This is a genomic window from Micromonospora xinjiangensis (assembly GCF_056150165.1).
The window spans coordinates 141576-160455 of record NZ_JAXCFO010000012.1; the positions used below are offsets into that span (position 1 = coordinate 141576).

The 18880-nt window shown below is 73.7% G+C and carries 13 protein-coding genes and 1 riboswitch; of the genes, 7 read left to right on the forward strand and 6 right to left on the reverse strand.

The features are described 5' to 3' along the window. Positions 1-71: 71 nt before the first annotated feature. Positions 72-214, reverse strand: a riboswitch (cyclic di-AMP (ydaO/yuaA leader). Positions 215-613: 399 nt separating this feature from the next. The 3 genes from SM573_RS29080 to SM573_RS29090 form a co-directional block, all read right to left on the reverse strand. Next, positions 614-1387, reverse strand: coding sequence for a hypothetical protein (locus tag SM573_RS29080; protein WP_474617506.1), 774 nt, complete (start codon positions 1385-1387; stop codon positions 614-616). 122 nt (positions 1388-1509) lie between these two features. Then, positions 1510-1989 (reverse strand): hypothetical protein, encoded by a 480-nt coding sequence (locus SM573_RS29085; RefSeq protein ID WP_474614880.1) that lies wholly within the window; start codon positions 1987-1989, stop codon positions 1510-1512. A 92-nt stretch (positions 1990-2081) separates the two neighbouring features. Then, positions 2082-3449 carry an acyltransferase family protein gene (locus SM573_RS29090; protein ID WP_474617507.1) on the reverse strand — a complete coding sequence of 456 codons (1368 nt, stop codon included), beginning with the start codon at positions 3447-3449 and terminating at the stop codon, positions 2082-2084. A 293-nt stretch (positions 3450-3742) separates the two neighbouring features. Between SM573_RS29090 and SM573_RS29095 the strand changes: the two genes are divergently transcribed. The 4 genes from SM573_RS29095 to SM573_RS29110 all read left to right on the forward strand — a co-directional run bounded on the left by SM573_RS29095 (position 3743) and on the right by SM573_RS29110 (position 8866). Continuing rightward, positions 3743-5068 (forward strand): polysaccharide pyruvyl transferase family protein, encoded by a 1326-nt coding sequence (locus SM573_RS29095; protein WP_474617508.1) that lies wholly within the window; start codon positions 3743-3745, stop codon positions 5066-5068. A gap of 57 nt (positions 5069-5125) precedes the next feature. Further along, positions 5126-5761, forward strand: coding sequence for an alpha-ketoglutarate-dependent dioxygenase AlkB (locus tag SM573_RS29100; protein ID WP_474617509.1), 636 nt, complete (start codon positions 5126-5128; stop codon positions 5759-5761). Positions 5762-5998: 237 nt separating this feature from the next. Next, the gene (locus tag SM573_RS29105; protein ID WP_474617510.1) at positions 5999-7324 is read left to right on the forward strand and encodes a polysaccharide pyruvyl transferase family protein; all 1326 of its coding nucleotides are present in this window, start codon (positions 5999-6001) and stop codon (positions 7322-7324) included. 198 nt (positions 7325-7522) lie between these two features. Further along, positions 7523-8866 carry a uracil-xanthine permease family protein gene (locus SM573_RS29110; protein WP_474614875.1) on the forward strand — a complete coding sequence of 448 codons (1344 nt, stop codon included), beginning with the start codon at positions 7523-7525 and terminating at the stop codon, positions 8864-8866. Positions 8867-8996: 130 nt separating this feature from the next. Here SM573_RS29110 and SM573_RS29115 read toward each other — a convergent pair whose 3' ends face one another. Then, entirely contained in the window at positions 8997-11480 is a 2484-nt protein-coding gene (locus tag SM573_RS29115) for a DNA gyrase/topoisomerase IV subunit A (protein WP_474614874.1), read from the reverse strand. 52 nt (positions 11481-11532) lie between these two features. Then, entirely contained in the window at positions 11533-13590 is a 2058-nt protein-coding gene (locus SM573_RS29120; protein ID WP_474617511.1) for a DNA gyrase/topoisomerase IV subunit B, read from the reverse strand. A 428-nt stretch (positions 13591-14018) separates the two neighbouring features. On the opposite strand from SM573_RS29120, the gene SM573_RS29125 reads away from it, so the two are divergent. After that, a complete protein-coding gene (locus SM573_RS29125; protein WP_474617512.1) occupies positions 14019-15278 on the forward strand; it encodes an SGNH/GDSL hydrolase family protein in 1260 nt (419 codons plus the stop codon). Positions 15279-15390: 112 nt separating this feature from the next. Here the strand turns inward: SM573_RS29125 and SM573_RS29130 are convergent, their stop codons facing one another. Further along, complete coding sequence (locus SM573_RS29130; protein WP_474614871.1) at positions 15391-16032, reverse strand: class I SAM-dependent methyltransferase; 642 nt, start codon at positions 16030-16032, stop codon at positions 15391-15393. A 186-nt stretch (positions 16033-16218) separates the two neighbouring features. On the opposite strand from SM573_RS29130, the gene SM573_RS29135 reads away from it, so the two are divergent. After that, entirely contained in the window at positions 16219-17871 is a 1653-nt protein-coding gene (locus tag SM573_RS29135) for a carbamoyltransferase family protein (RefSeq protein ID WP_474614870.1), read from the forward strand. Continuing rightward, entirely contained in the window at positions 17868-18875 is a 1008-nt protein-coding gene (locus tag SM573_RS29140) for a glycosyltransferase family 2 protein (RefSeq protein WP_474614869.1), read from the forward strand. The genes SM573_RS29135 and SM573_RS29140 overlap by 4 nt, the downstream gene beginning before the upstream one ends. The last annotated feature ends 5 nt before the right edge of the window (positions 18876-18880 follow it).

Sequence of the window (18880 nt, forward strand, 5' to 3'; positions counted from 1 at the left end):
GGGCGTGGGCACCGCGGTGCCGTGGAGGGTCGGCGAGGGCCGAGGGGTGGGTTCGTGCTGCACGAGGATGGAACTCCTTCCGACACCGCCTACCGGGTTAGCTGACGGATTCGGGCGGGAAGATCGCCCTACCGCGGGCCGTGGCTCGCGGATTCACCCCGGACGTGCAAGTGGGTCCCCGGCTCGTGAAATCACGATTAGGCAGGTCGGCGCGGCGTCGCCTCTTGCGATCGGTTACCGCACCGGACGGGCCGACAGTACTGGTCGGCGTGGAGCCTGCCAACCCCGTCCCACCTGCTTAAACCTGGTCGCGGGCACAATTTTTCCGGGCGTGGGGACGCTGACGTGACTCAATGGGACGAGCGGTTTCGTCGGCGCCCGAGGGGCGGTACGGGACAGGCCGGCGGGAACCGTGCGGGAAGCCGGGGACAATTGCGCCCGGCTGAGCCGTGCTGACCGTTTTCGGAGACATGTGACGGGGCTCACTCGGCAAAAATCGGTCTTATCACTCAAACCGGGTGAATGGTCATCGGATCTGCCGGGTGCCCGATCGGCGTGCGTCGACCGGCGTCGCCGACGGCCCCGATCCGGCGGTCGTCCTCGCCGCCCGGTGTCAGCCGACGCGGGCGGGGCGCCAGCGGGCCGTGGACGGGGGCGCCGAGACGGCGGGGGCCACGGCCGGTGCCGACATCCGGGCCGGGTGCAGCCGCGCCGCCGCCGCATACGCCTCGGCGGCGAGGGCCCGGGCCGCCTCGGCGGCGAGGTCGGCGCCCCGCCAGGCGGACCGCTCCCGCTCCTGCGCGGCCCGGTAGTCGGCCAGCCGGCTGTCGCGGACCACCCGGGCCAGCCGCACCTCCTGCTCCACCGGATGCAGCCGGGGATCCCACCCGTCGCGGTGCCCGAACACCTCACCGAGCTGGCGAAGGCTCAGCTCGCCCCGCCAGTGCGCCGCCGTGGCCGCGCGGTGCAGGTACCGCTCCCGCGCCGCGTACTCGGCCGGCGTGTGGGGCGTACGCGGTGTGGGCAGGGCACCCGCGCCGGCGAAACGGCGGGCGACCGTCTCCGCCTCGTCGTACGCGGCCCAGGCCCGCTCCAGCTCCGTCTGGGCGGTCAGCCACTCGGCGCGTCGCCGGCGGGCGGTCTGCGCCGCGCCGGAGGCGGCCACGGCCACCTCCTCGGCGTACCGGCGCAGGTCGGCCGCCTCGGCCACGGCCAGCTCACGGTCGGTCGCCGCCGCGGGGACCGACGGGTCGCCCTCCGGCCGGTCGCGCTCGGGACGGGCGACCAGCACGGTGAGCACGATCAGGGCCAGCACCAGCAGGGCGGACCAGATGGCGGCGGCCTGCGGCACCTCGATGAGGAACTGGTAGAGGACGGTCTTCTCCATGTCGCTACCTCGGGAAGAGCGGATGCGCTGGCAGGGCGGGCGTACGACAGTCGCGCGGCGGGTGGGCCGGGCGGTCGTCAGAGGGCGGGTCGGAGCGACGGCGGAGGGCCGGCGCCCGGAACTCAGACGCCCGGCGGGGCCCGCGACGCCCGGACCGGCGCCACGGCCGTGTGCGGCACCCGGGCCCGGACGCCCGGCTCGGCGGGACCCGCGCGCACCAGCGCCGGCAGTGCGAGATCGGCGGCGACCGCCACCGTCTCGTGCGGCGCCTGACCCGGCACGCGCTCGGCGGCCGCTGGCGCCGCGTCGGCCGCGCGGTGCGGACCGACCACCTCGGCGCCCGGCGCCCCGAACGCGGCGAGCGACGGCGTGTCGATCGTCTTCCCGGCCCTCGCCGGCTCGTCTCCGTGCGACGCGGCGCCCGCGACCCACACGCCGGCCGGCGGCGGGTCGTCGACGGCTCCCGGCCCCTGTGCCGCCGAGGCCGCGGCGGGCGACAGCGCCCCGAGGGTCAGCGCTCCGACGACCGCGAGACTGGCGAGCAGCCGGGTCGCCCACCGCGCCACCCACCACAGCGGACAGGTGAGCGCGACGGGAAGCACGGGTCAACGCTACCGTCGCCGCCGCCGGTCCGCATCGATGGCGGGCGTGTCGTCCGCGCCACGCCGACGGCTCCGACCTGGGTGGACGCCGCTCAACGCCCGTCCACGGGCACCCGGTGGGCGTCGTCGCGGGCTCTCGCGGAGCCCGGCCGACCGCCCGCGCCCCCGTCGCCGGATCGAGGCCTCGGCACGACCGGCGCGGCACGGGTCGCCGTGGCAGCGCTCGGATCCACCGCGGGACCGGAACCGTCCACCGTGGTCGCCGCGGCACGGGTGGCGGGGGCGACGACCGGGCGGGTGGCGGGACCCGCGCCCGGGCCGGACACCGGATCGGCGGCCGGCTCCGCGAGCCGGCGGGCCGACCGGCGCGGCCCGAGCAGACGCGTCATCGGTGTCTCGACCCAGCGGTGCAGCAGCGCGGCCAGCGCCAGGGTGAGCAGGAGGAAGCCGAGCACGGCGGCCGGACCCCACCAGCCGGGCAGGCCGGTGCCCCAGTCACCGCTCAGGCGGAGCACCGTCGTCACGACGAGGACGTGCACCAGGTAGAAGGCGAACGAGACCTCGCCGAGCCAGACCATCGGCCGCGATCGCCACGGCGAGCGCCGGCCGCGCACGTCGGCGTCGGCCGCCGCCGTGATGACCAGGACGTACGCCACCGACAGCAGCGCCGCCCAGAACTCGGCGGGGATCCAGCCGGCGGCGACCACCCAGGTGGCGACGAAGAGGACGCTGGCCAGCGGGAGTCCCGGGCCGCGCCACCGGCCTCGTCGCATCAGCTCCGCCGCGGCGACGCCCATCCAGAACTCCAGGGACCGCACCAGCGGGAAGACCTGGGTGAACCACCACCGGTGCTCCTCCGGCACCAGCAGCTGGCCGGGCCAGAGCGCCAGGATCAGCAGCGGCACCGCGACGACGACGGCCCGGAGCAGCCCGGGCCGGGCCCGGCGCACCAGCGGCAACGCCATCGGCAGGCAGAGGTAGAAGAAGAACTCGCACGAGAGCGACCAGCTCACCGTGTTGACGCTGTAGAAGTGACCCGGCCGCGGATCCCAGGCCTGGAGCAGGAAGAGGTTCTCCAGCGCGACGCCGAGCCGCACCGGGTCGGCGAACCAGAACGCGACCACCAGGGCGAGCGCCCAGAGCACCACGTGATTGGGCCAGATCTTGGCGAACCTGCGGCGCCAGAAGACCCGCCACCGCTCACCCGGTCGGGCCGACCACACCAGCACGAAGCCGCTGAGGATGAAGAAGAACTGCACCCCGGAGAGGCCGAGGGAGAAGACCCGGCCCATGACCTCCTGAAGGCCGGGCTCGGCGACGATCCGCATGGTGGCGGCGTGGAAGCCGAACACCAGCAGCGCCGCCATCCAGCGCAGCCCGGTGAGGGAGGGCAGCCGGCCCGCCGGCGTGCCGGGCCCGGTGGACCGGGCGGACGACGGTTCCGCCGCGACGACCGTCATGCCGGCTCACCCCGCGTCGGCAGCACGTACCTCTCCTCCCGGGAGTCGATCTCGCGGGCGGCGCGGCCGCCCACCGCGCGGATCCGGTCATTCCACGCGTTCGGGCACCCTACCCCGACGGTCCCAGGGGTGCCCGGTGCGCGTGGGAGAGGAGAGACGCGTGGATGTGGTCCCGGCGTCGCGGTGACCTAGTATCGCGGGATCCGTGGGGCGCGGGAGTGACCTCCGGACGCCGTACCCGGGACGATCGTGCGGATCGGCGCGTCGCCGACCGACGAGAGGTGGAGCCAGCGATGCATCAGCGGATCCTCATGCGGGCCAGGAAGGGGCCCTTCGACGTGTACTCGCCGGAGGAGACCTTCGAACGCAACTGGATCGGCGAGAACAGCGGCAACCTGGTGTTCAGCCACGCCGCGCACAAGCTGCTGCGCACGTCCACGGCGCAGATCTCCTCGACCGAATTCAAGATCGACCTGCGCGACGCCGACCGGATCAACGAGCAGTACGACGTCTACGTCATCCCGCTGGCCAACGCGTTCCGGCGCAGCTATGCCCACCGGCTCGTCACGATGACCCGGCTCATCGAGCGGCTGAAGATCCCCGTGGTGGTGCTCGGGGTGGGCGTACAGACCAACATCCACGGCGACCGCGAGTACCTGCGCCCCATCGACGACGCGGTGAAGGGCTTCGTCAAGGCGGTCCTCGACCGCTCGCACAGCATCGGCGTGCGCGGCGAGATCACCGCGGACTACCTGCGTACGCTGGGCTTCTCGGCGGTCGACGTCATCGGCTGCCCGTCGATGTTCCTGCACGGCGACAGCCTGCGCATCGAGAAGCGCAAGCCGGCCCTGGAGCCGCACGACCGGGTCGCGATGACCATCTCGCCGTACGTCAAGTCCATGGCGTCGGTCGTGGCCAACCACCACGCGAGGTACCCCAACCTGCGCTACCTGCCGCAGGACCTGAAGACCCTCGGCACCCTGCTCTTCGGCGACGCGCCGGCCGACCGGGGCAAGACGAGCCCCATCCCGGTCCACACCTCGCACCCCCTCTTCGTGGAGGACAAGGTGCGGATGTTCGTCGACCCGTGGACGTGGATGGACTACCTGTCCGGGTTCGACTTCAACTTCGGCACCCGGATCCACGGCACCATCACGGCGCTGCTCGCCGGCACCCCCGGCTACCTCTTCGCGCACGACTCCCGCACCCTGGAGCTGGCCCGCTACTTCGACATCCCGCACCGGGTGATGCCGGACGTGCCGGCCGACGTGGACGCCGCCGACCTGTACGCCGAGGCCGACTACAGCGCGCTCAACAACGGGCACAAGGCGCGCTTCGAGACCATGCTGGCCTTCCTCGCCCGGCACGACCTCGGGCACGCCTTCGCCGACGGGGACAGCGCCAGCCGCTTCGACGCCCAGGTGCGGGCGGTCACCTTCCCGCCCGCCGTACGCCCCGTCGGCGCCGCGAGCCGGGAGGAGCTGCTGACTCGCATCGAGTGGCTGCGCGACCGCGGCGACACGATGCACAGCCAGCTGGAGGCGCAGAAGGAGACGCGGTTGCGGGCCCGGGTGCGGCGGGCGGTGGGCGGCCGGGTGCGGAGCCTGCTGAACCGCTGAGCCGCCACCCGGTGGCGCGCTCGTACGGATGTACGAAAGTGCTGCTAGGGTGGCCTCATGACGCAGGCCGCCTACCAGCCGTCGATGCTCGACCTCACCGACTCCGGGCCGTCGCTCGGGCGGTTGCCCGGCGGGTTGCGCCGGCACGAGCTCGGCCGCGGCGCGTGGGTCGACCACCTGCCGGGCTGGGTGCACGGCTCCGACCAGGTGCTCGACACGCTGCTGCGGGACGTGCCCTGGCGGGCCGAGCGCCGCACGATGTACGACAGCGAGGTCGACGTGCCCCGCCTGCTCTGCTGGTACGACGGCGACCGCGCGCTGCCGCATCCGGTGCTCACCGCGGCGCGCGCGGCGCTCACCCGGCACTACGCCCCGGAGCTGGGCGAGCCCTTCGTCACCGCCGGTATGTGCCTCTACCGCGACGGCCGCGACAGCGTCGCCTGGCACGGCGACACCATCGGCCGCTCGGCGCACAGCGACACGATGGTCGCCATCGTCTCGTTCGGCTCACCGCGACCGCTGCTGCTGCGTCCGCGCGGCGGCGGGGCGAGCCTGCGGTTCCCGCTCGGGCACGGCGACCTGATCGTGATGGGCGGCTCCTGCCAGCGCACCTGGGAGCACGCCGTGCCGAAGACCAACCGGGCCGTGGGCCCCCGGGTCAGCGTCCAGTTCCGTCCCGTCGGCGTCGCCTGACCGGGCTCGTCGCGGGTCCGCCGACGCCACCTGTTCCGACGGGTGGCGCGCGGCCGCCACGCCACGCGCCTCCACGGTCCCCAGTCCGCGGGGAGACCGACGCGGCCGCCGGGTGGGCCGACCGGTGACCTACTATCGCGGGGCCCGGGGGCGACGGCGTACACCGGCTTCCGGGCGCGGTGCGGACGATCCGCGGAGCCGAAACCGCACGCCGACGGACGAGGGATGGAGCCAGCGATGCATCAGCGGATCCTGCTGCGCGCCCGCAAGGGGCCGTTCGACGCCCTCAGCGCCGAGGAGACCTACGAGCGGGACTGGATCGGCAAGAACACCGGCAACCTGGTCTTCAGCCACGCCGCGCACAAGCTTCTCGCCACCTCGACCGCCGAGATCACCCCGTCGCGGTTCCGGGCCGACCCGCGCGACGCCGACGAGATCAACGAGAAGTACGACGTCTTCGTCATCCCGCTGGCCAACGCGTTCCGGCACGACTACGTGCAGCGACTGGAGTCGATGACCCGGCTCATCGAGCGGCTGAAGATCCCCGTGGTGGTGCTCGGTGTCGGGGTGCAGACCGACGTCGACGGCGACCGGGAGCACCTGCGCCGCCTCGACGAGCCCGTCAGCGCCTTCTGCCGGGCGGTGCTCGACCGGTCCCACGGCATCGGCGTGCGCGGCGAGATCACCGAGGACTACCTGCGCGGGCTCGGATTCTCCGCGGTCGAGCAGATCGGCTGCCCCTCGATGTTCCTGCACGGCGACAACCTGCGCGTCGAGAAGCGCAAGGCGTCCCTGGAACCCGAGGACCGCCTCGCCTTCGTCATCTCGCCGTACGCCCGGGACCTGGCCCCCCTCGTCGTCAACCATCACCGGCGCTACCCGAACCTGCGGTACGTGGCGCAGGACCTGTACACCCTCGGCACCCTGCTCTACGGCGACGCGCCGCACCTGCGGGGCAAGACCGACGACATGCCCATCCACACCTCGCACCCCCTCTTCGTGGAGGACAAGGTGCGGATGTTCATGGACCCCTGGCCCTGGATGGAGTACCTGTCCGGGTTCACCTTCGCCTTCGGCACCCGGATCCACGGCACCATCACCTCGCTGATCTCCGGCACTCCCGGCTTCCTCCTCGCGCACGACGCGCGCACCCTGGAGCTGGCCCGCTACTTCGACATCCCCCACCGGTTGCTGCGCGACGTACCGACCGACGTCGACGCCGCCCAGCTCTACGAGGAAGCCGACTACACGGCCCTCAACGAGGGGCACAAGGAGCGCTTCGCGCGGATGACCGCGTTCCTCACCCGGCACGACCTCGGCCTGTCGTTCGCCGACGGGGACAGCGCCCGCCGCTTCGACGAGCAGGTCCGCCGCACCGTCTTCCCGCCGGCGGTCCGGCCGGTCTCCGCGTACGACACCGACGAGCTGCTGACGCGCATCCAGTGGCTGCGGGACGAGAACCGGTCGCTGCGGGAGAAGCTCAAGGGCCGCCGGTCACAGCCGCTGCGTGAGCAGGTCAAGCAGGCGGTGCGCGGCCGGGTCCGCCGGATGCTGGGGCGCTGATCGTCGTACGCGGGTGGCGGCACGCCGGGCCGCCGACGCGCTCGCACTCGCCACGGCGGCCCCGGGTCGGTGCCGGCCCGCGGCCCCCGGCGATCACGGCACCGCGACACCTGCGCGGCGCCGTCGATCACCCGTGCTAGAAACAACGTCCAGGGTCGTCATCCGTCCCCGTCATCCCACCGACGCGAAGGGCGTGCCATGACCCCGACCCCTGCCGAGCGTTCCCGCTGGTCCCCCTGGTCCCTGCACGGTGACGGGCGGGCCGTACGCCCCGGTGACGTGGTCCACCCCGACGAACGGCTGTCCTGGCCCCGCACCGTCGGCATCGGCGTGCAGCACGTGGTGGCGATGTTCGGCGCCACCTTCACGGTTCCGCTGATCACCGGCTTCCCCCCGGCCACCACGCTCTTCTTCTCCGGGCTGGGCACGCTGCTGTTCCTGCTCGTCACCGGCAACCGGCTGCCGTCGTACCTCGGGTCCTCGTTCGCCTTCATCGCCCCGGTGCTGGCCGCGAAGGCCGGTGGGGACATCGGCCCGGCGCTCGGCGGGATCCTCGTGGCCGGCGCGGCGCTGGCGTTGGTCGGCGTGGTGGTGCAGCTCGCCGGCTCCCGCTGGATCGACGCGCTGATGCCACCGGTGGTGACCGGCGCGATCGTCGCACTCATCGGCCTCAACCTGGCGCCGGTGGCCTGGGACGGCGGCGGCGCCGGCACCGGGGTGAAGGCCCAGCCGCTGATCGCCGTGGTGACCCTCGCCGCGATCCTGCTCGCCACCGTGCTGTTCCGCGGCTTCCTGGCCCGGCTCTCCATCCTGCTCGGCGTGCTCGTGGGCTGGTTGCTCGCCGCCGCGCTGGGTGAGCTGGACCCGGCGGCGGTCACCGGGCTGCGCGAGGCCGCCTGGGTCGGCCTGCCGGCCTTCCACGGGCCGAGCTTCAGCCTGCGGGCCGTGGTGCTGGTCATCCCGGTGATCCTCGTGTTGATCGCGGAGAACGCCGGGCACGTCAAGGCGGTCGGCGCGATGACCGGTCGCAACCTCGACCGGGACATGGGGCGGGCCTTCCTCGGCGACGGCCTCGCCACGGTCCTCGCCGGCTCCGGGGGCGGCTCGGGCACCACCACGTACGCGGAGAACATCGGGGTGATGGCGGCGACCCGGGTCTACTCCACCGCCGCCTACTGGGTGGCCGGCATCGCGGCGGTGCTGCTCGGGCTGAGCCCCAAGTTCGGCGCGCTGATCCTCACCGTGCCGGCCGGCGTGCTGGGCGGCGCGACCACCGCGCTGTACGGGCTGATCGCGATCCTGGGCGCACGCATCTGGATCGAGAACCGCGTCGACTTCCACGACCCGGTGAACCTCATGACGGCCGCCGTCGCGGTCATCGTCGGCGCCGCGAACTACACCCTGACCGCGGGCGACCTCTCGTTCAACGGCATCGCCCTCGGCACGGCCGCCGCCCTGGCGATCTACCACGGCATGCGTCTGGTCGCGCGCCTGCGGGGCACGACCCCGGCGTCCCGTCCGGCCCCCGAACCCGAGCTCTGACCCACCCCGCGCACCGGCCGCCCGGCAGCTACCGCGCGCGACGCGCGGCACCACCGTCACGATCGGCGGAGACCGCGGCGGCGCCCTGCGGACCCGCCGGTCCGCAGGGCGCCGCCGTCGTGCGCCGGGGTCAGTCGCGTTCGACGAGGTGGCCCACGACCGTGGGGCCGAGCATCACGGCGAAGCCGGAGCCGTCTCGGCGCGGATCCGCCGCGGGCAGCTCGACCGGCTCGCCGTTCGCCGTGGAGCCGACCGGACGCGGTCCCACCCAGGCGACCGCCACGTCGGTCTCACCCTTGAGGAACCGCTGAGCGCGCACGCCGGCCGTCGCCCGCCCCTTCGCCGGGTACGCCGCGAACGGCGTCACCTTGACCGTGGCGCCGGTGGACGTGACCACCATCGGCTCCCCGTGGGTCGGATCGTCGGTGCGGATCGCCCCGAAGAAGACCACCCGGGCCGTGCCGGGCAGGTTGATGCCCGCCATGCCGCCACCCCGGATCCCCTGCGGGCGGACCAGCTTCGCCGGGAAGCGCAGGAGCGAGGCCTCCGAGGTGATGAACGTCAGCGCCTCCGCGCCGTCGGTGAGCCAGGTCGCCCCCACCACCTCGTCGCCCTCGCGGAGGCCGATCACCTCGAACTCGTCGGCGCGGACCGGCCACTCCGGCGCGCAGACCTTGACCACGCCGTGCCGGGTGCCGAGCGCGAGGCCCGGGGAGCCCTCGCCGGGGGCGCCGAGCGGCGCCAGCCCCACCACGGTCTCCCCCGCCTCCAGCGGCACCAGCTCGGCGGCGGACATGCCGCCTCGCAGCGACACCGTGCCGGCCTGCTCCGGCAGCACCGGCAGCGGCAGTACGTCGATCTTGAAGGCTCGGCCGGCGCTGGTCACCAGCAGCACCCGGCCGCGGGCCGTGGACGGCACCACGGCGCGTACGACGTCGTGCTTCACCCGGCCGTGCCGCCGGCGCCCCTCGGCCGTCTCCTCCGACTCGGCCGCGGTGCGGGCCACCAGCCCGGTCGCGGAGAGGATGACCTGGCACGGGTCGTCGGCCACCTCCAGCGGGCCGGCCGGCGCCGACGCGGCCAGCACCTCCTTGAGGTCGCCATCGACCAGCGTGGTGCGCCGCGGCGCGCCGAACTGCTTCACCACGGCGGCCAGCTCGTCGGAGACCAGCTTCTTGAGCACCCTCGGGTCGTCGAGGATCTTCGACAGGTCGGCGATCTCGGCCCGCAGCTTCTCCTGCTCGGCCTCCAGTTCGAGCCGGTCGTAGCGGGTGAGCCGGCGCAGCGGAGTGTCCAGGATGTAGGTCGCCTGGATCTCGGAGAGCGTGAACCTCCGCATCAGGCCGTCCTTGGCGGCCTGCGCGTCCTCGCTGCCCCGGATCAGCTTGACCACCTTGTCGATGTCGAGCAGCGCGATCAGCAGGCCGTCGACCAGGTGCAGGCGCTCCTCGCGCTTGCGCCGGCGGTAGGAGCTGCGCCGGGTCACCACCTCGTAGCGGTGGGCCAGGAACACCTCCAGCAGCTCCTTCAACCCGAGGGTCTGCGGCTGCCCGTCGACCAGCACCAGGTTGTTGATGCCGAAGGACTGCTCCAGCGGCGTGAGCCGGTAGAGGTCGGCCAGGAGCGCCTGCGGGTTGACGCCGACCTTGCACTCGATGACCAGGCGGGTGCCGTTCTCCCGGTCGGTGAGGTCCTTCACGTCGGCGATGCCGCTGAGGCGCTTGGTCTTCGTCACCTCGTTGGTGATCGCGGCGATGACCTTCTCCGCGCCGATGCCGTACGGCAGCTCGACCACGGTGATCGCCTGCCGGCCGCGGCTGCCCTCCACCGGGCCGATCTCGACCTTGGCGCGCATGCGGACGACGCCGCGCCCGGTCTCGTAGGCGCGGCGCACCTCGTCGAGGCCGAGCAGCAGCCCGCCGGTGGGCAGGTCGGGGCCCGGCACGAACTCCATGAGCCTGTCCAGTGAGGCGTCCGGGTGGTTGATGAGCCAGCGGGCGGCCTGGACGACCTCGCCCAGGTTGTGCGGGATCATGTTGGTGGCCATGCCCACCGCGATCCCGGACGCGCCGTTGACCAGCAGGTTGGGGAAGGCCGCCGGCAGCACGGTCGGCTGGGTCAGGGAGCCGTCGTAGTTCGGCTCGACGTCGACCGTGTCCTCGCCCAGCTCGCCGACGAGCAGCATCGCCTCCCGCGACATCCGCGCCTCGGTGTAGCGCGCGGCGGCCGGGCCGTCGTCGGGGCTGCCGAAGTTGCCGTGCCCGTCGATCAGCGGCACGTTGAGCGAGAAGTCCTGGGCCAGGCGCACCATGGCGTCGTAGATCGCCCCGTCGCCGTGCGGATGGTACTTACCCATCACGTCGCCGACGATCCGCGCGGACTTCACGTGGCCGCGATCGGGGCGGTGCCCCTGCTCGTACATCGACCAGAGGATCCGCCGGTGCACCGGCTTCAGCCCGTCCCGGGCGTCGGGGAGGGCGCGGGAGTGGATGACCGAAAAGGCGTACTCCAGGTAGGAGTCCGACACCTCGGCGACCAGCGGGTTGTCGAAGACCCGCGCGCCCGCCTGGTCGAACGCGGAGAGGTCGACCTTCGTTTCCTTGCGGCGTGCCATGCTCAGCTTTCCCCTCGGGTGGACCCGGTGCCCGTGCTCGCGTCGTGCCGGCTCACGCGTCGATCGCCTCGCGGTCGACCAGGTCGGCCGACTCGATGAGCCAGTTGCGGCGCGGCTCGACCTTCTCCCCCATGAGCAGGTCGAGGATCCGCTCGGCGGCGTCGACGTCGTCCAGCGTGATCCGGCGGACGGCCCGGGTGGCCGGGTTCATCGTGGTCTCCCAGAGCTCGTCGGCGTCCATCTCGCCGAGGCCCTTGAAGCGCGGAATGGGCGTCACGACCTGCTTGCCGGCCTTCTCCAGCTTGCGGACCGTCGCCTCCATCTCCGCCTGCGTGTAGGTGTAGACGGTCTGCGGGTTGCGCCCCTTCGTGGTGATCTTGTGGAGCGGCGGCATGGCCGCGTAGAGCCGACCGGCCTCGATCAGTGGACGCATGTAGCGGGCGAAGAGCGTGATGAGCAGCGTCCGGATGTGCGCGCCGTCCACGTCGGCGTCGGCCATGATCAGCACCCGGCCGTAGCGCAGCGCGGAGAGGTCGAACGTGCGACCGGAACCGGCGCCGAGCACCTGGACGATCGCGGCGCACTCGGCGTTGTCCAGCACCTGCTGGAGGTTGGCCTTCTGCACGTTGAGGATCTTGCCTCGGATCGGCAGCAGCGCCTGGTATTCCGACGAGCGGGCCATCCGGCTGGTGCCGAGCGCGCTGTCACCCTCCACGATGAACAGCTCGCTGCGGTCGATGCCGGTGGCCCGGCAGTCGACCAGCTTCGCCGGCATCGACGCGCCCTCCAGCGCCGTCTTGCGGCGGGCGGCGTCCTTCTGCTGCTTCTGGGTGAGGCGGACGCGGGCCGCGTCGACGATCTTCTGAAGCACGGTGCGCGCCTCGGCGCGCGTCTTGCGGTCCTCCAGCCAGGACTTCAGGTGCTGCTCCACCACCTGCTGCACCACCTTGGTGATGCCGGCCGTGGAGAGCTCGTCCTTGGTCTGCGAGGTGAACTGCGGCTCGGGGATCCGCACGTGCACGACGGCGGTCATCCCCTCCAGGACGTCGTCCAGCGTCGGCGCGTCCTCCTTGGCCCGCAGCAGACCCCGGGTGTTGCGGGCCGCGTCGGCCAGGGTGCGCGCCAGGGCCCGCTCGAAGCCCTTGCGGTGGGTGCCGCCGTGGGCGTTGCGGATGGTGTTGCTGAAGCACTCGACGGTGCGCTCGTAACCGGTGCCCCAGCGGAACGCGATCTCGATCTCGGCGCGCCGCTGGACGTTGGACTGCATGACGCCGTTGGCGTCGGCGGCGTTCTCCCGGTAGGTGCCCTCCCCGGTGACCAGCAGGGTGCCGGAGACCGGGCGGTCGCCGGCCGGGGCGAGGAACTCCACCATGTCGGTCAGACCGTTGGGGAAGTGGAACGTCTCCTCGACCGGCTCCGCGCCGGTGAGGTCGCGCAGCACGTAGGTGACGCCCGGCACCAGGAAGGCGGTGTTGCGCAGCTTCATCCGGACGGCGTCGACATCCAGCGCGGCGCCGGTCTCGAAGTAGCGGGCGTCGTGCCACCAGCGGATGGAGGTGCCGGTGGGCTGGCGTCGCTTCATCGCCCCGACGACCTGCAGGCCGGGGCCCGCGGTGAACCGGGCGTCCGGACCGTCGCCGTCGAAGATGCCGGGCACGCCGTGCCGGAACGACATCGAGTGGATCTTGCCTGCCCGACGCACGGTGACGTCGAACCGGCGACTGAGCGCGTTGACCGCCGAGGCGCCCACGCCGTGCAGGCCGCCGGAGGTCTTGTAGCCCGAGCCGCCGAACTTGCCGCCCGCGTGCAGGCGGGTGAGCACCAGCTCGACGCCGGAGAGGCCGGACCGGGCGTGGACGTCGGTGGGGATGCCCCGGCCGTCGTCGTCGACCTGCACCGAGCCGTCGGCGTGCAGCGTCACCTCGACCCGGGTGGCGTGACCCGCGACACCCTCGTCGGTGGAGTTGTCGAGGATCTCGTTGACGAGGTGACCCACGCCACGGCTGTCGGTGGAGCCGATGTACATGCCGGGCCGCTTCCGGACGGCGTCCAGCCCCTCGAGGTGCGTGAGGTCGTCGGCCCCGTACAGGGTCTCAGGATCTGCGGTCAACGGGTCGTACTCCCAGGTCTCGGCGGTGTGGTGCCGCTCACCGGCGGTCGCGCCGGCGCGGCGCGCCGCAGCGAGCCTAGCCGGAGGCCCCGACAACCCCGCGCGACCCGCCGCGCCGAACGGCGGCGGCGGTGACACGGGGAACGGCCGGTACGGTACGCGGCGCCCGCAGGTGCAACACCCGCTGGTGGCACCGGATTCCGGCCGGGGCGCCGGCGGGACCGGCCCGCAGCCGGACCCGGACGACGCCCGGGCGCGGGGCTTGCGACCCGCCCCCGGTGACTGCGGGGGCCGGTGCGCCCGCTGTGACCAACGGGACCGCTGGGGACGCGGAAGCGGGCATCGAGGGATTGACGTCCGTGACAACGAGGTGATCTGATCGCGCTCTCGGAGGATCTTTCATATTTCCCTGGGTTGATGGAGGGCGCATGTCCAGATTCCGTCGTACCACCCTGCTGGCGGCGCTCGCCGTCGCCACGGCCGCACTGTCGACGGCCGTCGGGCTGCCGGCTCCCGCCTCCGCCGCGCTGCCCACCGCCGCCGTAGCCCTCGGCGACAGCTTCGTCAGCGGTGAGGGCGCCGGGTCGTACGCCCCGGTCGTCGACGTCAACGGCGTCGCGCAGGGCTTCCCCGGCTGGACGGCGCCGAACAGCAACGCGTACTTCTGCCACCGCTCGGCGAACGCCTCGCTGCACCGGGCCACGCTGCCCGGCATCCAGGCCCGGTTCAACCTCGCCTGCTCCGGCGGGCAGCCCCACGACATCGCCACGGCCTCGGCGCAGCGGGCCAAGGGCCGGCAGGTCGCCAGCCAACTCGACCAGCTCCGCGCGGTCGCCCAGACCCACGACATCGACCTCGTCCTGGTCGGCCTCGGCTCCAACAACAGCTCGTTCACCTTCGGCAACGTGGCCGAGAAGTGCGCCAACCGGTTCATCGCCGACGCCTGGACGGGCTGGTGGGAGTTCTGGGCCTACCTCAACGGCCCGGTCCCGCAGCAGCCGTGCACCGACGCCGACCTGGCCACCGCGGCGCAGTTCAGCGCGGCGACCACGGAGACCGTCACGGCCGTACGCCAGCTGCTGACCACGCTCGACCAGGTGGACGCCGACGGCCAGCACCGCGTGGTCTTCCAGGACTACACCAATCCGCTCCCGTTCGACCTCTACTCGAGCTTCCACGAGGAGGACAGCCGGGACGACACCCGGGACAAGTTCCGCGCGCTCGGCGCCGAGAGGTACGCGGCCGGTTGCCCGATCCACCGGGCGAGCCTGCTGCCCGGCCACCGCTTCTCGCAGGGCCTCGGCACCCTCGTGAAGTCCACCCGGGACACGTTGGCCGCCGAGTTCCCCACCGCCGACCTGGTCTACCTGAACGTGCAACGGGCCTTCGACGGCGCCCGCCTCTGCGAGTCGGCGTCCAGCCCCACGGGCGCCCTCGCGACCCCGATCCGGCTCCAGGACGACCCGCCGAACGGCACCTTCGTGACCAGCCTCTCCGGCAAGGACAAGATCGCCATCCAGCGGATCGCGAACACCTGCGCCACGTACTTCCAGACCTGCCAGGAGTCGTGGCACCCGAACGCGGCGGGACACCAGGTGCTCGGGCAGTGCCTCGCCGGCGCCGCGGCCACCACCGCCCGCGCGGTCTCCTGCGTCCGCGCCGCCAACGGGTCGGTCACGGTCTCCTGACACCGGGCGCGCGACGGGTCCCGCCGCCGCCGGTGGGGCCCGTCGCCGCGCGGGCGGCCACCATCGCCACGACCGCGTCGTCCCGGCCGGCGGGCCCGCGTCCCCGGCCCGCCTACCCCCGGACCGCCGTGCCGAGCACGTGCGGGGCGGCCGGGCCCGGCACCGTGGTGGCCGGAAAGCGAAACCGGTCCAGCTCGGTGACGGTGAAACCGGCGGCGGCGATGGCCGCCAGGGTGTCGCGGCCGGTGTGGCAGCCGCCGCACAGCAGCGGCCAGCAGGTCGCGTCGACGGCGCGCTGGACCCGGCGCAGGCCGGGCGACTCCGCCCGGACGTGCTCGAAGAAGCGCAACCGGCCGCCCGGTCGCAGCACGCGGCGTGCCTCGCGCAGGGCGGCCACCTGGTCGGCCACCGAGCAGAGCACCAGCGACACCACCACGGCGTCGGCCGCACCGTCGGCGAGCGGCAACCCCTCGGCCAGCCCGGCGACCACCGTCACCGGCACGGGTGACGCGGGCCCAGCGGCCCGGGCCGCGGCCCGCAGCCGCGGTTCCGGCTCGACGGCGAGAACCCGGGTCACCGTGGCCGGGTAGTGCGCGAGGTTACGTCCGTTCCCCGCACCGACCTCCACGACCGTCCCGTGCAGACCGGCCACCAGGCGGTGCCGGTGGGCGGCGCCGCCGGCGCGGTCCATGTTCACGCTGGCCCTCGCGAACACGCGGGCGAACACCGGATGCGAGACGCGTCGGCCGGACATCCCTTCCCCCTCTCCCGGTGGGCCGGTGTCGCTGGCCCGGATCACGACCGCCCGGCAACGGTGGGCGACGCGACGAACACCCAGGGTATCCGCGGTCGACCCGCCGCCGATTCTCCACAGCGGATGGCCGGGAGAAGTCGATGATCTAGAGGTTAGGGGGAGAAGTCGAGGGTACGGACCTGTGTCATGCGGGTCCTCGGTATCAACGCGATCTTCCATGACCCGGCGGCCGCCCTGGTCGTCGACGGACGGGTGGTGGCCGCCGCCGAAGAGGAGCGGTTCAGCCGCCGCAAGCACGGCAAGCGTCCGGTGCCCTTCTCCGCCTGGGAGTTGCCGGAGCTCTCCGCCGCCTGGTGCCTGGCCAGCGCCGGCCTCACGGTCGACGACCTCGACGCCGTGGCCTACTCCTTCGACCCCTCGCTCTGCCGGGAGCCCGAGCGCCTCGGCCTCGCCGATCCGTGGGACTGGCTGCGCGTCGAGTACGCCAACCGGGCCCCGCAGTTCCTCGCCGCCGCCCTGCCCGGGCTGGATCCGGCGAAGGTCCGGTTCGTCCCCCACCACGTCGCGCACGCCGCGTCCGCCGGTCTGGCCGCCCCGGACGCCGGGAACGACACCGCGGTGCTCGTCCTCGACGGGCGCGGTGAGGTGGCGAGCCACCTCGCGGGCCGGTACGACGACGGCCGGCTGCGGTCGCTGCGTACGCAGGAGCTGCCGCACTCGCTCGGCCTGCTCTACGAGGACCTGACCCGCCACCTGGGCTTCCTGCACTCCAGCGACGAGTACAAGGTGATGGCGCTGGCCTCCTACGGCAGGCCCCGGCACCTCGGCGCGCTGCGGGAGCTGGTCCACGCCAGCGACGACGGCGGGTTCACCGTCGAGCGCATCGACTGGTCGAGCCTCGCCAAGGCCCGCGAGCCCGACGGCGAGATGACCGAGGACCACGCCGACCTGGCCGCGAGCGTGCAGGCCCGGCTGGAGGAGGTGATCCTCGACCTCGCCCGCTGGCTGCACGACGCGTCCGGCGGCCCGTCGACCCTGGCCCTGGCCGGTGGCGTGGCCCTGAACTGCGTCGCCAACGCGCGGATCGCCGCCGAGGGCCCGTACCGCCGGGTGTGGGTGCAGCCGGCCGCCGGCGACGCCGGGACGGCGCTCGGCGCCGCGCTGCACGTCGCCCGTGGCCTGGGTGACCGGCCCGTTCCCATGGTCGGCGCCGACCTCGGCCGCGGCTGGTCCGACGAGGAGCTGGAGGCGGAGCTGCGCCGGGCCGCCCTGCCGTACACGCGACCGGAGTCGATCGCGGCCGAGGCGGCCCGGGTGCTGGCCGACAACGGCATCGTCGCCTGGTACCAGGGACGCAGCGAGTACGGCCCCCGCGCCCTCGGGCACCGGTCGCTGCTCGCCCACCCCGGCGACCCGGACACCACCCGCCGGATGAACGACGTCAAGGGCCGGGAGCAGTTCCGCCCGATCGCCCCGATGGTCCGCGCCGAGCGGGCCGCCGAGATCTTCGAGGGGCAGCTGCCCAGCCCGTACATGCTCTTCGTGCACCGGGTGAGGCCCGACTGGCGGGACCGTATCCCGGCCGTCACCCACGTGGACGGCACCGCCCGGGTGCAGACCGTCTCTCCCGACACCGAGCCGCTGGTGGCGGAGCTGCTGGCCGAGTTCGAACGGCTCACCGGCCTGCCCGTGGTGGTGAACACCTCGCTCAACACCGCCGGGCGACCCATGGTGGACACGCCCCGCGAGGCGATGGAGCTGTTCGGCTCGGCCCCGGTGGAGCTGCTCGCGCTCGGCCCGTTCGCGGTGCGCCGCGGCGCGCTGGGCGGTGGCCGGTGATCAGCGTCGTCGTGCCGACGGTCGGTCGGCCCAGCCTCGCGGTGCTGCTGGAGACCCTCGCCGGGCAGCTCGACGACCTGCCCGCCGTGGAGGTGCTGCTGGTGGACGACCGGCGCGACCCGACCGGTGAGCTGGCGGTGCCGGGGGCGCTGGCCGCGTACGCCAAAGTGCTGCGCGGGCACGGCGCCGGGCCGGCGGCGGCCCGCAACGTCGGCTGGCGGGCGGCCCGGGGACCGTGGGTGGTCTTCCTCGACGACGACGTGGTGCCCACCGACGGCTGGGCCCGGCGGCTGGTCGCGGACCTGGCCGTCGGGGACCGGGTCGGCGGCGTGCAGGGGGCCGTGCGCGTGCCGCTGCCGGCGCACCGGCGGCCGACGGACTGGGAGCGGAGCACCGCGGGCCTCGCCGAGGGCGAGTGGATCACCGCGGACATGGCCTACCGCCGGGCGGCGCTCGCCGCCGTCGGCGGCTTCGACGAACGCTTCCCGCGCGCCTACCGGGAGGACGCGGAGCTGGCCCACCGGGTGCGCCGCGCCGGCTGGGAGCTGCTCCGTGGCCGGCGGGTGGTGACCCATCCGGTACGCCCCGAGGGCCGCTGGATCAGCCTGCGCACCCAGCGGGGCAACGCCGACGACGCCCTCCTGCGCCGGCTGTACGGGCCGGACTGGCGCGCCGACCTGGGGCTGCCGCCGGGCCGGCGGCACCGGCACGCCGCGGTCACCGCGGCGGGAGTCCTCGCGCTGGCCGGCACGGCCCTGCGTGCCCGGCCGGCCCGGCCCACGGGGTCCCGCCGGGCGCTCGGCGTGGCGACCGGGCTCGCCGCCCTCGCCTGGGCGGCCGGCACCGCCGAGTTCGCGCGGGCCCGGATCGCGCCCGGCCCCCGCTCGGCCGACGAGATCACCACGATGCTGCTCACCAGCGCGCTGATCCCGCCGCTGGCGGTCACCCACTGGGTACGCGGCTGGTGGCGCAGCCGGGGTGTACGCGCGGAGGTCGCGCCGTGACCCTC

Excerpts from the sequence above, each read along its gene's own strand:
- SM573_RS29080 (WP_474617506.1), bottom strand. The coding sequence starts at position 1,387 with ATGGAGAAGACCGTCCTCTACCAGTTCCTCATCGAGGTGCCGCAGGCC.
- SM573_RS29090 (WP_474617507.1), bottom strand. The coding sequence starts at position 3,449 with ATGACGGTCGTCGCGGCGGAACCGTCGTCCGCCCGGTCCACCGGGCCC.
- SM573_RS29095 (WP_474617508.1), top strand. The coding sequence starts at position 3,743 with ATGCATCAGCGGATCCTCATGCGGGCCAGGAAGGGGCCCTTCGACGTG.
- SM573_RS29100 (WP_474617509.1), top strand. The coding sequence starts at position 5,126 with ATGACGCAGGCCGCCTACCAGCCGTCGATGCTCGACCTCACCGACTCC.
- SM573_RS29105 (WP_474617510.1), top strand. The coding sequence starts at position 5,999 with ATGCATCAGCGGATCCTGCTGCGCGCCCGCAAGGGGCCGTTCGACGCC.
- SM573_RS29110 (WP_474614875.1), top strand. The coding sequence starts at position 7,523 with ATGACCCCGACCCCTGCCGAGCGTTCCCGCTGGTCCCCCTGGTCCCTG.
- SM573_RS29115 (WP_474614874.1), bottom strand. The coding sequence starts at position 11,480 with ATGGCACGCCGCAAGGAAACGAAGGTCGACCTCTCCGCGTTCGACCAG.
- SM573_RS29125 (WP_474617512.1), top strand. The coding sequence starts at position 14,019 with ATGTCCAGATTCCGTCGTACCACCCTGCTGGCGGCGCTCGCCGTCGCC.
- SM573_RS29130 (WP_474614871.1), bottom strand. The coding sequence starts at position 16,032 with ATGTCCGGCCGACGCGTCTCGCATCCGGTGTTCGCCCGCGTGTTCGCG.
- SM573_RS29135 (WP_474614870.1), top strand. The coding sequence starts at position 16,219 with ATGCGGGTCCTCGGTATCAACGCGATCTTCCATGACCCGGCGGCCGCC.